11 protein-coding genes and 1 pseudogene are annotated in these 13,056 nt (G+C 73.5%); 5 read left to right on the top strand and 7 right to left on the bottom strand.

The annotated features are described in order from the left end of the window. Positions 1-24 precede the first annotated feature (24 nt). Positions 25-939: an SDR family NAD(P)-dependent oxidoreductase gene (locus AC0HI0_RS05465; protein WP_480931140.1), complete on the bottom strand. Its 915-nt coding sequence runs from the start codon at positions 937-939 to the stop codon at positions 25-27. Positions 940-1,017: 78 nt separating this feature from the next. Here AC0HI0_RS05465 and AC0HI0_RS05460 point away from each other — a divergent pair, with 78 nt between their 5' ends. The 4 genes and pseudogenes from AC0HI0_RS05460 to AC0HI0_RS05445 all read left to right on the top strand — a co-directional run. Then, a complete protein-coding gene (locus AC0HI0_RS05460) occupies positions 1,018-1,632 on the top strand; it encodes a TetR/AcrR family transcriptional regulator (protein ID WP_480931139.1) in 615 nt (204 codons plus the stop codon). 12 nt (positions 1,633-1,644) lie between these two features. Then, on the top strand, positions 1,645-4,644 hold the full coding sequence (locus AC0HI0_RS05455) for an ATP-binding protein (protein WP_480931138.1): 3,000 nt from the start codon (positions 1,645-1,647) through the stop codon (positions 4,642-4,644). A 4-nt stretch (positions 4,645-4,648) separates the two neighbouring features. Further along, positions 4,649-5,206 (top strand): hypothetical protein, encoded by a 558-nt coding sequence (locus tag AC0HI0_RS05450; RefSeq protein WP_480931137.1) that lies wholly within the window; start codon positions 4,649-4,651, stop codon positions 5,204-5,206. Between the two features lie 44 nt (positions 5,207-5,250). Beyond that, positions 5,251-5,556, top strand: a pseudogene (locus tag AC0HI0_RS05445) (pyridoxal-phosphate dependent enzyme); the annotation flags it as partial. 271 nt (positions 5,557-5,827) lie between these two features. Here AC0HI0_RS05445 and AC0HI0_RS05440 read toward each other — a convergent pair. The 4 genes from AC0HI0_RS05440 to hisG form a co-directional block, all read right to left on the bottom strand. After that, positions 5,828-6,670, bottom strand: coding sequence for an ABC transporter permease (locus AC0HI0_RS05440; protein ID WP_480931136.1), 843 nt, complete (start codon positions 6,668-6,670; stop codon positions 5,828-5,830). Next, positions 6,667-7,614, bottom strand: coding sequence for an ATP-binding cassette domain-containing protein (locus AC0HI0_RS05435; protein ID WP_480931135.1), 948 nt, complete (start codon positions 7,612-7,614; stop codon positions 6,667-6,669). Before AC0HI0_RS05435 ends, AC0HI0_RS05440 begins: the two co-directional genes overlap by 4 nt. Positions 7,615-7,628: 14 nt before the next feature. Beyond that, positions 7,629-8,177 carry an NADPH-dependent FMN reductase gene (locus AC0HI0_RS05430; RefSeq protein ID WP_480931134.1) on the bottom strand — a complete coding sequence of 183 codons (549 nt, stop codon included), beginning with the start codon at positions 8,175-8,177 and terminating at the stop codon, positions 7,629-7,631. 124 nt (positions 8,178-8,301) lie between these two features. Further along, positions 8,302-9,165, bottom strand: a complete 864-nt coding sequence (gene hisG, locus AC0HI0_RS05425) for an ATP phosphoribosyltransferase (RefSeq protein WP_480931133.1) — start codon at positions 9,163-9,165, stop codon at positions 8,302-8,304. Positions 9,166-9,575: 410 nt separating this feature from the next. On the opposite strand from hisG, the gene AC0HI0_RS05420 reads away from it, so the two are divergent. Then, a complete protein-coding gene (locus AC0HI0_RS05420) occupies positions 9,576-10,184 on the top strand; it encodes a dihydrofolate reductase family protein (protein WP_480931132.1) in 609 nt (202 codons plus the stop codon). A 462-nt stretch (positions 10,185-10,646) separates the two neighbouring features. On the opposite strand, the gene AC0HI0_RS05415 is transcribed toward AC0HI0_RS05420, so the two are convergent. Continuing rightward, positions 10,647-11,369: a GNAT family N-acetyltransferase gene (locus tag AC0HI0_RS05415; protein WP_480931131.1), complete on the bottom strand. Its 723-nt coding sequence runs from the start codon at positions 11,367-11,369 to the stop codon at positions 10,647-10,649. A 525-nt stretch (positions 11,370-11,894) separates the two neighbouring features. Next, entirely contained in the window at positions 11,895-13,055 is a 1,161-nt protein-coding gene (locus AC0HI0_RS05410) for an FAD-dependent monooxygenase (RefSeq protein WP_480931130.1), read from the bottom strand. Position 13,056 lies beyond the last annotated feature (1 nt).

Genomic DNA, 13,056 nt, shown 5'->3' with positions numbered 1-13,056 from the left:
CGGACCGCGCCACCCCGTGGCGGGTCACGCCGTGCGGCGCGTGGCGGCGAGCCCGCAGAGTTCGTCCGCCACCTCCCACAGCTCCTCCTCGCGGGCCCGGTCGTAGGAGTCCGGCGAGGACGGGACGACCACGCCCCGGTCGAGGTACTCGCCGCTGTCGCCGGGCCGGGGTCCGGTCAGGGTCCCGGCCAGAGTGCGGCCGGCCTTGGCGGGCCCGGCGCCGATGGGCGTGGCGCGCAGCACCTGCCCCACCGTGGCGACGAGGAACCGGCTGACCGGGCCCGCGTCCCGGATCAGCCCGGTGCCCGGTACGAAGCCGGGGGCGTAACTGTAGACGTCGACCCCGCGCGGCAGCCTGCGCCGCAGCGCGTGCACCAGGTAGACCACGCCGAGCTTGCTGGTGGCGTACGCCTCGCGGCCCGCGCGGACGCCGCCGGGCCGGGGTGCGGCGAGCGCGGTGACGGCGTCCCAGCGCGGCGGCGGGACCACGCCCAGGCCCTGCTTGCCGTCGCTGAAGTGCACGCCGCTGCCGACGACGACGATCCGCGCCGGGTTGTCGAACAGGTCCAGCAGCAGGTTCAGCAGCAGGTGGTTGGCCAGCACGTTGACGCCGAAGGTCATCTCGAACCCGTCGGCGGTGACGGCCTCGGTGGAGGTCATCTGCAACCCGGCGTTGCCGATGAACCCGGTCAGCGCGGGTCGCCCGGCGAGCCGTTCGCGCACCTCGCCGGCCGCCCGGCGGATGTCGGCCAGCGACGCCAGGTCGCACCGCACGGTGGAGACGTTGGGGTTGCCGGTCTCCCGGGTGAGCTGCCGCGCGAGGTCCCCGGCGCCGCGCACCAGCAGCACCAGGTGGTCGTCCGGGCGGGTGCGCAGCAGGTGCGCGGCGGCGTGCCGGCCGAGCCCTCGGGTCGCGCCGGTCATCAAGGTCGTTCCCATGGGACGCTCCTGGTACGTAGTCCTAACTGGTACTCGGTACCATAACGGACGTCGTACCGCCGCGCTATGCTCACCGCCATGTCACTGCGGCAACGCAAGCAGCAGCGGGCTCGCGAGCAGATCGTGGACGCGGCCTTCGCGCTGTTCGCCGAACGCGGGTTCGCCGAGGTCACGGTGGCCGACATCGCCGAGCGCGCGGAGGTCGGCCGGACCACGTTCTTCCGCTACTTCGGCGACAAGCAGGAGGTCGTGTTCTCCGACGAGCAGGTGCTCATCGACGACTGGATCGGCCGCTACCGCGCCCTGCCGCCGACCACCGACGTGCCGGCCGTGGTCGCCCGGTTGCGCGAGTTCACCCTGGCCCTGTGCCGCGAGATGACCACCGACCCCGAGCACTACGTCCTGCACGAGACCCTGTTGGAGGACAACCCCGAACTGCACGACCGCGCGATGCGCAAGTTCCAGCGGCTGGTCGGGGCGATGAGCGTCGAGCTGCGCGAGCGGGGCGTGCCCGAACCGGCCGCGACGCTCGCCCCGCAGGTCGCGCTGGCCTGCTACCGCACCGGCCGGCACACCGCCGGGCTCGACCCCGCCGCGCTGCCCGGCGCGGTGGCGGCGGCGTTCGAACAGTTGACCGAATTCGCGCCCTCGAAATCCGGTTTTCCGCCCGAATCGGGCACCCGGATGGACTAGATTCGTCCCGTCATGCGACTCATCGGACGGGACCACCCCAGCACGGTGCTGCGCGGCGGGATCGACCGCGCGGCGCACAGCCACGGCGGCCTGGTCCTGGTCGCCGGCGAACCCGGCATCGGCAAGACCACCCTGGTCACCGACGCGGCCGACCGGGCCCGCCGGCAGGGCGCGCTGGTGCTCGGCGGCTCGTGCTGGGACTCCGACTCCGCGCCCGGCTACTGGCCGTGGGTCCAGGTGGTGCGCGCGCTGCGCCGCGCCGCCGAGCCGGCGGAGTGGGCGGCGGTCGACCGCGAACGCCTTGAGGTGCTGCTCGGCGAGGCGCCCGCCAACCAGGCCCCGGAGAGCTTCCCGCTCTACGACGCGGTGGCCTCCGCGCTGGTCGCGGTGTCGCAGCGGCGGGCGGTCGTGGTGGTGCTGGAAGACCTGCACTGGGCGGACGTCGCGTCGGTGAAGCTGCTGGAGTTCGCCGCGCGGCACACCTGGTTCGAACGGGTCCTGCTGATCGGCACGTACCGCGACGCCGAGGTCGACGCGGACGGCCACCCGCTGCGACCGCTGATGACCCCGCTGGTCAGCCGGGCGACGTCGGTGACGCTGACCGGGCTGTCCGCCGCCGAGGTCGGCGAGCTGATGGCGGACACGGCGGGCCGGGAGCCCGACGCCGGCCTGGTCGCCGAGGTGCACCGCCGGACCGGCGGCAACCCGTTCTTCGTGGAGCAGACCGCGCGGCTGTGGCACAGCGGCAACCCGGCGACCGCGATCGCGCCCGGCGTGCGGGACGCGTTGCGGCGCAGGCTCTCCCTGCTGCCCGGACCGGTCGCGGACCTGCTGCGGACCGCCGCCGTGCTGGGCCCCGGGTTCCACCGCCAGGTGCTCGCCACGACCGCCGCGCTGCCCGTGCCGCACGTGGACCGGCTGCTCGACCGGGCCGCGCGGGCCCGGCTGGTGCGGGCGCTGGGCGCGGGCCGCTTCTCGTTCGCGCACGACCTGGTGCGCGAAACCCTGTACGAGGCGCTGGAGGACGCGCCCGACCGGCACGCCGCCGTGGTCGCGGCGCTGGCCGACGGGCCCGGCCCGGCGTCGCCGGCCGAGCTGGCGCGGCACGCCTACCTGGCGGGCGACCGGCTGCCCGAGGACCGGGTGGTGGACCTGCTGGTCGAGGCCGCCCGGGACGCGGACTCCCGGATGGCCGTCGAGGAGGCGTCCGGGCACTACCGGCGCGCCTTGGAGCGGTCGACCTCGCCGCGCCGCCGCATCCGGCTGGAGATCGCGCTGGCGCACGAGCTGTTCCAGTGCGGCACGTCGGACCAGGCGGTCGCGCACTTCGACCGGGCCGTCGACCTGGCCCGCGAGCAGGACGTCCCGGAGGCGCTCGCCCGGGTGGCGCTGACCCGGTACCGCTTCGTCGCACCGGGCGACGCGAGCCTGGCGCTGATCCGCGAGGCGCACGGCCGGCTGATCGGCCCGCCGCCGGCGCAACCGGTGGACGTGCTGGCCCGCGCGCTGAGCGTGCGGGTCGCCGACCTGGCCCGCGACGGGCACGACGACGTGGCGCTGATCGACGGGCTGTGGGCGGTGCACGACACCACGTGGGGCCTGGGCACCGCCGCGCGCCGGCTGGAGCTGACCGGCGAACTCGCCGAACTCGGCCGGCGCACCGCCGACCACACCTCGGAGGGCTTCGCGGCGTCGCTGCGCTGGGTCGCCCTGGTGGAGCTGGGCGATCCCCGCTACCTGGACCAGCTGCGGGCGTTCGTGGCGAAGGCGGACCGGCTGACCACGCCCGGGTTCGCGTTCTCCTCGGCGGTCGACCAGAGCATCGTCGCCGCGTTCCGGGGCCGGTTCGCCGAAGCCGAAGCGCTGATGGCGCAGGCGCAAGGGCTCGGCGCGGAGGACAACAGCAGCTTCCGGACGATGCACGCGCACCTGTGGTGGGCGCTGCACCTGGCGCAGGGCCGGTACGACGAGCTGGACCGGCTCGACCTGGCCGGGTGCCCGTACCCGGAGCTGCTGCGCGGCCTCACCGCGGTCAACCGGGGCGACGTGGCCACGGCCCGTGCCGTGCTCGCCGCGCACGACCCGCACGACGACCGGTTCCAGCAGATGTTCGAGCCGCTGTGGCAGCGGTTGCGCGCGCACGTCGCCTACGCGGCCGGCGACCGGGAGCTGGCCGCGTCGGTGCGCGCGGAACTGGCCGGGCACCGCGGCCAGTGGCTGGTGTCGATGTACGGCTGCGACATCAGCGGCCCGGTGGACCTGTGGCTCGGCCTGGCCGACCTGGCGCTGGGCCGCCACGAGGAGGCGGTGGCGGAGCTGACCGCCGCGCAGCGCTCGGCGGAGGCCATGCGGTCCCGCCCGTGGGCCGTGGAGGCCGGGCGGTACCTGGCGGAGGCGTTGCGCGCGCGGGGTCGTCCGGCCGAGGCGCTGGAGGTCCGGGTGTCGCGGGACGCGGCGGCGCTGGGCATGCGCCACCTGTCCGACCTCGGCCCGGTCGACGAGTTCCGGCGCGACGGCGACGTGTGGTCGCTGTCGTACCGGGGTTCGACCGTGCGGGTGCCGGACGCCAAGGGGCTGCGCGACCTGCACGTGCTGCTGGGCAGTCCGGGCGTCCCGGTGGCGGCGGTGAGCCTGCTCGCCCCGGAGGCGGTGCCCGCCGCGCGGCTGGGCGGCGACCCGGTGCTCGACGACGAGGCGAAGGCCGCGTACCGGCGTCGGCTGGAGCGGTTGGACGAGGAGATCGACGACGCCCACGACGACGCGCGGGCGGCGGCGCTGGACCGGGAGCGCACCGCGCTGCTGGCGGAACTGCGCGCGGCGGCCGGGCTGGGCGGCCGGACCCGGCGCCTGGGCGACGAGGCCGAGCGCGCCCGCAAGGCGGTGACCGCGCGGATCCGCGACGCGCTGCGCAAGCTCGCCGACCGGCACCCCGAACTCGCGGCCCACCTGCGCGAGCACGTGTCGACCGGCTCGACGTGCGTCTACTCCGGCACCGCGCACTTCAGGCTGTGACGCGATGACCGACGTGACGAGGGCCCGCCTGCTCCTGGCCGGCGGTTCGCGGCCCGGCGAGGTCTTCGCCCGGCTCGCGGTCGAGGCGGACACCCCGCGCGGGGTGCGCGACGCGGCGGTGGCGGTGTGCCTGGCGCTGGGGATGCCGCGCGAGGAGGCCGAGGCGCGGGTGGGCTCGGACGCACCCGGGGACTGGGACCTGGCCGACCCGTCCACCCCGGACGCCGCCGAGTACGGCCGGCTGCTGGAGGATCTCGGGACGTTCACCGCCCAGGTCGAGTACACCCTCGACCAGCGCCGGGTGGTCGACCTGCTCGACGGCGCGATCGGCGTCGCCCGCTTCGTCCGCTCCGGCCTGTGGCACGGCTACGAGACGGCACGGCGGTCCGGCCGGCTGCGGGACGCGTTCGTGATGCTCACCCGGCTGGAGCACGTGGGGCGCTTCGCGGACAGCCCGGCCTACTGGACGCAACTGCTGCGCGCGGCCGACCTCCTGGGCGAGGACGGCGACGCGGACTACCTCGCGGCGGTCGCCCGCTGCCGCGACCACCTGGCCCGCTGACCGGCACCCGCCACCGCGCATCGCCCGCAGGACCGCGCGAACGCGTCGACGTCCGCCCGTACTACGCCGAGGGCTCGAAGACCCTGGGCTACCAGGTGGCCGAGCAGCTCGGCCGGCGGCTGCCCGACCAGATAGTGGTGCCCATCGCCTCCGGCTCGCAGCCGACCAAGGTCGACAAGGTGTTCGGCGCCCAGGCCACCGGCTGCTCCCCGGTGTCGGCCGCGTTCAAGTCCGGCCACGACGTGGTGTCCCCGGTCCGCCCGGACACCATCGCCCGCTCGCCGGCGATCGGCGCCCCGGCGGACGGCCCGTACGTCCTGGACGCGGTCCGCCGCACCAACGGCGCCATCGCGGCGTCACCGTCGCCACGGCGTCGGCCCCCGCGCCAACGTCCCGCCCTCGGCCGAAGCCGTGCTGAACGCGCTGAAGGACCGACCACGCCCGACCGGCTCGCGTGCCACGACCACCCGACACGGGCCCGCGGCGCGCGGGCCGTCCGCGCCGATCCTGCGGTCACAAGACGATGTCCGGGATCCGCAACCACCCCGTGCGCGGGAACGACGGGAGTTCGGGCCGCCGGAGGCCGCACCCGGCGGGCGGGCACGGCCTCCGGCGGCGCGGTCACTTCCGGTTGTACAGGCGGATGGTCAGCGAGCCGAACACGACGACGAACCCGACCGCGTAGCCCAGCGTCCACAACGCCGCGGAGCTGTCGAACCCGCCCGCCATCAGCGAGCGCACCGACTGCACGAGTTGCGTGATCGGGTTGACCTCGACGAAAGCCTGCAACCAGCCCGGCATGGTGTCGGGGTTGACGTACACGTTGGACAGGAACGTCAACGGCATCAACACCATCATGCTGACGCCCATCACGGACTTCTCGCTGCGCATGAGCAGCCCGAACATCGTCCACACCCACGAGAACGCGAACGAGAACGCGACCAGCACGCCCACGCCGAGCACCACGCCGACGAACCCGCCGCCGGGCCGGAACCCGAGGATCAGCCCCACCACCATGATCGTGACCGACGCCAGCACGTACCGCAGCAGGTCGCCCAGGATGTAGCCGACCAGCGGCGCGGGCCGCCAGATCGCCAGCGTCCGGAACCGGTCGAAGACGCCCTTCTCCACGTCGGTGTTCACCGCGACCCCGGTGTACATGGTGATCATCACGACGCTGGTCACCGTGATGCCGGGCAGCAGGTACTGGAGGTACTCCCCCGGCGAACCCGCCAGCGCGCCGCCGAACAGGTAGGTGAACATCAGGATCATCATGATCGGGAACGCGGTCACGTCGAACAGCTGCTCCGGCACGTGCTTGATCTTCAGCACGGCGCGCCAGCCGAAGGTCAGCGACGCCGACAGCGGCCCCGGCCGGCGCGGCGAGGTGTTGTCCAGCAGCACCTCCGCCAGGTTCTCCACCTTGGGCGCGGCGAGGGCGTCGGCTTCCTTGGTGACGGTCACGCCGCCGCCTCCTTCTTGTCGGTCAGGGCCAGGAAGACCTCGTCCAGGCTGGGCTGGCCGAGGGAGAAGTTGTCCACGGTGATGCCCTCTCGGGCCAACTGAGCCAGCGCCTCGGCGGCCCGCTCGGCGGCCTGGCCGGACAGCCGGGCGGTCAGCGCGACCGGGTCCGGGTCGAGCAGCACCTCGGTGTCGAGCACGCGGGCCAGCAGCGCCCGCGCGTCGGACCGCCGGTCGGCGTCGCGCAGCCGCACGTGCACCGCACCGGACCCGACGGACGCCTTCAGCTCGCCCTTGGTGCCCTCGGCGATCACCCGGCCCCGGTCGATGACCGCGATCCGGGACGCGAGCTGGTCGGCCTCGTCGAGGTACTGGGTGGTCAGCAGCACGGTGGTGCCGTGCGCGACGACCGCGCGCACGATGTCCCACACCTGGTTGCGGCTGCGCGGGTCCAGGCCGGTGGTCGGCTCGTCCAGGAACAGCAGGCGCGGGGTGTTCAGGATGCTGGCGGCGATGTCGAGCCGCCGCCGCATCCCGCCCGAGTAGTGCTTGACCTGCTTGCCGGCGGCCTCGGTGAGCCCGAACGCCTCCAGCATCTGCGCGGCGCGGACCTTGGCGTGCTTGCGGCTGTGCCCGATGAGCCTGCCGAGCAGGATCAGGTTCTCGGTGCCGGTCAGGTCCTCGTCCACGGACGCGTACTGGCCGGTCAGGCTGACCAGCTCGCGCACCGCGTTCGGGTCGGCGCGCACGTCGTGGCCGAACACCCGGGCCTGCCCGCCGTCGGGCCGCAGCAGGGTGGCCAGCATCCGCACGGTGGTGGTCTTGCCCGCGCCGTTCGGGCCGAGCAGGCCGTAGACGGTGCCGGCCGGGACGGTCAGGTCGACCCCGTCCACCGCCCGCGTGTCGCCGAAGACCTTCACCAACCCCGAGGTTTCGATCGCGTTCACGGTTTCTCCCTCTCTCACGAGACGTAGGGGTGGGCGTGGCGCGCGACCCGCAGCGCCGCCGCCCACCAGGTGAGCTGGTCGAGCATCGTGGTGGCCGCCCGGCGGCGGTGCTCGGAGTCCAGCGGCTCGTCGTCGAGCAGGTTGACGCCGACGCCGTCGCGCATCGTCATCACGTGCAGCTCGGTGAAGACGGTGCGGAGCTGCTCGACCGCGTACACGCCCTCCGAGCAGTGGCCGTAGGAGACGAACCCGGCGGGCTTGGCGTGCCACTCGTCGTAGGCGTAGTCGATCGCCTGCTTCAGCGATGCCGGGAAGCTGCGGTTGTACTCGGGCGTGACGACGACGAACCCGTCCGCCCGCGCGACCTTGGCCGCGAACCGGCGCATCGCGGTGGTCGGCCGGTCCGGGTAGCACGCCGGGAACCCGTACTCGGCCAGGTCGACCAGGTCGACGGCCACGTCGTCGCGCCGGCCCGCCACCTCGGCGGCCCAGCGGCCGATCCCGTCACCGGCCCGCCCCCGGCGCGTGCTGCCGATGATCACGGCGATGTGCAGCGGCTGCATCCGGCACCTCCTCACACCCCTGAGGCGCGAGACGGCCCGCCAGATCCGATCTGGCACCCCGCCTGGCGGGGAAAAGCGGGAAGGGCGGCCCGCGAGGACCGCCCTTCCGATGAGTACCGACCGATCAGATGCGACAGGTGTCGAGCGAACTCACCAGGATCGCGCGCGCGCCGACCTGCCACAGCTTGTCCATGATGAACGGCGCGTCGTCGCGCGGCACCAGCGACCGCACGGCCACCCAGCCCTCGCGGGCCAGCGGCGAGACGGTGGGCGACTCGATGCCGGGCACCAGCTCGAACGCCTCTTCCTGGGTGCTCACCGGGCAGTCGAAGTCGAGGATCACGTACCGGCGGGCGATCAGCACGCCCTGGAGCCTGCGGTGCAGGATCTCCACCGAGCGGATCGCGGCCGGCACGTCCTCGACGCCCGCGCCCTGGATGAGCACCGCCTCCGACTTCAGTATCGGCTTCCCGAACGTCTCCAGACCCGAGGTCTTGAGCGTGATGCCGGTTTCCACGACGTCCGCGATCGCGTCCGCCACGCCGAGTTCGACGGCGGTCTCCACCGCGCCGTCCAGCCGGACCAGGGTGGCCTTGATGCCGTGCTCGGCGAGGTGGTTGTCCACCAGGTTGGGGTAGCTGGTGGCGATCCGCTTGCCCTCCAGCCCCGCCGAGTCGGAAATGCCGCCGGGCTTGGACGCGAAGTAGAACGACGCCTTGCCGAAGCCCAGCGGGAGGATTTCCTTGGCGTTCACCGTGGAATCGAGCAGCAGATCCCGACCGGTGATGCCGACGTCCAGCGAGCCCTCGCCGACGTACACCGCGATGTCCCGGGGCCGCAGGAAAAAGAACTGCACGTCATTTGCCGGATCGGCCACGATCAGCTCACGCCCGGACCGATGGACCCGGTACCCCGCCTCGGCCAGCATTTGCGCCGCGGGAGCACTCAAGGAGCCCTTGTTAGGCAGGGCGAAGCGAAGAGGAGCCATGTCGCGAAGTCTCCCACACCGCGCCGGGGCGTCCTGACCTGGGGCCGACCCGCTGTCCCACGGAATGGAACCCCGATGGGTTCGCCCCGCGCGCCCCGCCGGGGTGAACCGGTCGAACCGGACCGGACCGGCGCACCGCCGGGGCGTGCGAAGACATCGGCTTTCCGCCCCGGCCGCCCTTTCCGGGTGCGCCGCCGGAATTACCCGAGTGGTCCAGACCGAAAGAACTGCGGTATTTCCGGAATTCACCCGGAGGAAGTACGGCGGTCACCCGGCGGCCCTTCCCGGGCCCGCCGGGCCCGGGTCGCCGGGTGCCGGCCGGCGGCGCCGGAACTTCCCGGCGCGGGCGGTCGATCCGGGCCGCGCCCGTTCGTCGCGGTGGTGACGGCGACGAACCGGAGGAGCAGGCGATGAGACTGACCGTGACGATGTTCGCGTCCCTGGACGGCGTGGCGCAGGGGCCGGGCGGGCCCGACGAGGACCGCGACGGCGGGTTCGCCGGCGGCGGCTGGGTGGTGCCGTTCGTGGACGACGACTTCCTGGCGATCATGGGCGAGCGGTTCGGCCGGGCGGGCGCGTTCCTGCTGGGTCGGCGCACCTACGAGATGTTCGCCGGGTACTGGCCGGGCGTGACCGACCCGGCGGACCCGATCGCGGCGGCGTTGAACGGGCTGCCCAAGCACGTCGTGTCGGGCACGCTGACCGACCCGGCGTGGACGGGCACGACCGTGCTGCCCGACCTGGCGGCGGTCGCCCGGCTCAAGGCCGGGCCCGGCGGCGACCTCCAGGCGCACGGCAGCACCGGCCTGGTGCACGCGCTGACCCGGCACGGCCTGGTGGACGAGTACCAGGTGTGGACGTGCCCGGTCGTGCTGGGCGACGGCAAGCGCCTGTTCGAGGTGGGCGCGGCACCGGCGGGGCTGCGGCTGACCGGGTCCCGGACCACGGCGGCCGGGGTGACCGTGTCGAGCTACGAACCAGCCGGCGCGCCCGAGGTGGGCTACATCGGGCCGGAGTGACCCGACCGGTCCGCCCGCGTGCCGGCCACCGGGGCGGCACGCGGGCGGACTTCCGGCCGGGCCGGGAACGCGCCCGCGCCATGTCGACGTCGGCGGGATCGGGCGCTGCGCACTCCGTCCGGTTACCGCCGGGAATTCCCGGACCGGTCGGGGTGGAGCCGACTCGATCGCCGATTCCGGCCGGCCATCGAGTTCCCGACGGCGCGAATCCCCACGGTCATCCGCCCGAAACACCGGGCGATGCCCATTTCGAACATCCGCGCAGTTCAGAACCGATTCGACGGCCCTTTTCCCGGAGTTGTGCGATACGCCTGTTCGATCAGTGCGCAATCCGGTGCGACGCTCGCCGAGCATCTCCCGTCGGCGAACTCGGCAGATGATCGGAGTCCGCGCCCGAAAAGGAGAGCGCCGATCCGGTGGAGTAACACGCGAAGTTCGGCGTGGACGACGCACTCGTCCGCCTCACGCCTCCGGGAGCGTCCACCAAGTGGCCGATGCCACGGTCCGGAAGCCCAACGAGTCGTAGAGCGGTTTGCCCGCCGCCGCCGACGACAGCGTGTACGGCACGTCGGCGCTGTTGAGCACGGCGTGCATCAACGCCCGACCGACCCCCTTCGACCGGTGGGCGGGCAGCGTGGTCACCCAGTACACACCGCCGACCCCTCCATCCACGATGGACAGGCACGCGCCGGCGACGTCGCCGTCCCGCGACACGAGGAACAGCCGCACCCCTTCACGGTCCAGCAGGGCGGCCGGGAACGCCTCCCCGTACTCGAAGTCCGGCAACGGGAAGCCGTCGATGACGACGCGTTCGGCGACCGCCGCCTGCTCGTCGGTGCGGACCGGCGTCACTTCGAGGTGCGGCTCGGGTAGCGCCGAGGCCGGGCGGATCATCACCGGCAGTTGCCGCGAGGTCAGGCCCCACGCGCTCGCGTCGACCGTGCTGTACGGGTCCTCGACCACGACCTTGCCGGGCGCGGCGGTCACCCGGCGGCCGATCTCGGCCACGGCGGCGGCGTCCGGGTCGGGTCCGAGCAGGAGCACGCGCACCAGGCGCGGACCGGTCAGCACGGCGAACCCGGGGCGCTCGACGAAGTCGTGGCCGCGCGCACCGGCCAGCGTGGACAGCAGGAACCGGGCGTTGCCGGTGGCGAGGTCTAGCTCGTCGGAGGCGGTGGCGGTCATGATCCGACTCTAAGGGCTGTCCCGCGAGCGTGGCCCGTTTCGTGACCTGAGACCGGCCCGACAGGGTCGGGACCACAGCCGCCGGAAGAGGATCGTTCGATGGCGACGTACGACCAGCTGACCGGGGGGCCGGTCCGGGCATGTCGCTCCTGGACCGCCGGCTCTGCTGAACTCGGCCGGCAGATCCGGGCCCGCGAGTCCGGACCCGTGCGGCAGGCCGGGCCGCCCACGACTGAGACGATCTTCAGGTGGGGCGGTGATCACGGCGTCGGAGCCGTCATGGACAGCCGCAGGACCACAGCGTGGCGGAGCAGTCCAGGAACTACCGCTTCTCGACCGACCAACAGGTCGTCATCGACGCGCGAGGTCCGCGCCCGAGTTGAGCACACCTTCGCCGACCTCGCCCTGACCGGAGAGTGGCTCCACGCCGACGGCTGATGAGGAGCAGGTCTGAGATCACTTGCGGAACAGCCCTCGGTGTCCGGTGATTCTCGTCGGCCTGCACGGGCTTGCCCGATCCGGGGCTCAGCCGGTGCTCCGCCGCCCGGAGGACGGGGTTTCGCGAGAGGCGATCCGGTTCGCGCGAACGACCGCGCGGCCGACCGCGTTGCGCACCACGAGGCCGGGTCCGGTGCGGGGCACCATGATCCTGGAGAGCAGGCCGACGCGCCGCTGCCTCGGTCGCACCTCGCGGCGCAGCCGCGACTCGTAGGCGGCGAAGGCGCGGGCGTGATCGCCGTGGTGGGAGGCGAGTTCTTCCGCGAGGGCCTGCGCTCCGGCCATCGCCAGGCTGGACCCGTCGCCCAGCAGGGCCGTGGCCGCCGCCGCGTCCCCGAGCAGCACGACCCGCCCACGGGACCACGAGGGCATCCGGACGGTCGTCAGGGGGTCGAAGAACGGGGCCGGGTGGTCGAGGTACGCCGCCACGAGTTCCGGCGCGCGCCACCGCACGTCGGCGTACGCATCGGCCACGATCCGCTTGTGGAGAGCGGTGTTCTTGCGGTCGTGGGGCACGGGCCGCGCGGTCCGGAAGGTGAAGATCGCGAGCGGCGTGGTGCGCGAGGGGTGGACGACCAGCATCCGGTTCGGCACGGTCAGCATCGTCAGCTCGCTCGGGTCGTCGACGGCGTCGGGTCCCAGCGGGACGGTCGCGCCGTACAGACCCAGGTCGCCCACGAACTGCCGCTCGGGCCCGAACACCAGACGCCGCGTGGTCGAGTGCATCCCGTCGGCACCGACCACCAGGTCGAAACGTCGTGGCGCGGACCGCCGAAAGGTGACGTCGACGCCGCCCGCGTCCTGATCGAGCGCGGTGACCGTGTCGTCGAACACGAACTCGGCGTCGTCGCGCGCCGACCGGTGGAGCACCTCGGACAGGTCGGCCCGGGTGACCTCGACGGCCGGCGACCCTCCCGGGGAGGTGGGCAGTCGCAGGACTCGCTTGCCGGCCGGGTCGAGCAGGGTCAGCGACCGGTTGCGGGTGGCGAGATCGCGCAGCTCCGGGAGGATGCCCATACGCTCGGCGACCGGTGTCGCGGGCCCCTTCACGACGATCGCGCTGCCACCGGAGCGCAGTTGGCGGGCGTGCTCCACGACGGTCGGCCGGTAGCCGTTGCGGGCGAGCCAGTACGCGAGCGCGGGCCCGGCGATTCCGGCACCGACGACCAGCACCTGGGGCTTGTTCATG

Source organism: Saccharothrix sp. NBAS 001 (assembly GCF_056640475.1).
The sequence above is the reverse complement of the archived record's forward strand: the minus strand, read 5'-3'. Positions and strand labels throughout refer to the sequence as shown.

Bases quoted from the DNA above. Each gene is read 5' to 3' on its own strand.
- AC0HI0_RS05465 (WP_480931140.1), bottom strand. From the start codon at position 939: ATGGGAACGACCTTGATGACCGGCGCGACCCGAGGGCTCGGCCGGCAC.
- AC0HI0_RS05460 (WP_480931139.1), top strand. From the start codon at position 1,018: ATGTCACTGCGGCAACGCAAGCAGCAGCGGGCTCGCGAGCAGATCGTG.
- AC0HI0_RS05455 (WP_480931138.1), top strand. From the start codon at position 1,645: ATGCGACTCATCGGACGGGACCACCCCAGCACGGTGCTGCGCGGCGGG.
- AC0HI0_RS05450 (WP_480931137.1), top strand. From the start codon at position 4,649: ATGACCGACGTGACGAGGGCCCGCCTGCTCCTGGCCGGCGGTTCGCGG.
- AC0HI0_RS05430 (WP_480931134.1), bottom strand. From the start codon at position 8,177: ATGCAGCCGCTGCACATCGCCGTGATCATCGGCAGCACGCGCCGGGGG.
- hisG (WP_480931133.1), bottom strand. From the start codon at position 9,165: ATGGCTCCTCTTCGCTTCGCCCTGCCTAACAAGGGCTCCTTGAGTGCT.
- AC0HI0_RS05420 (WP_480931132.1), top strand. From the start codon at position 9,576: ATGAGACTGACCGTGACGATGTTCGCGTCCCTGGACGGCGTGGCGCAG.
- AC0HI0_RS05415 (WP_480931131.1), bottom strand. From the start codon at position 11,369: ATGACCGCCACCGCCTCCGACGAGCTAGACCTCGCCACCGGCAACGCC.
- AC0HI0_RS05410 (WP_480931130.1), bottom strand. From the start codon at position 13,055: ATGAACAAGCCCCAGGTGCTGGTCGTCGGTGCCGGAATCGCCGGGCCC.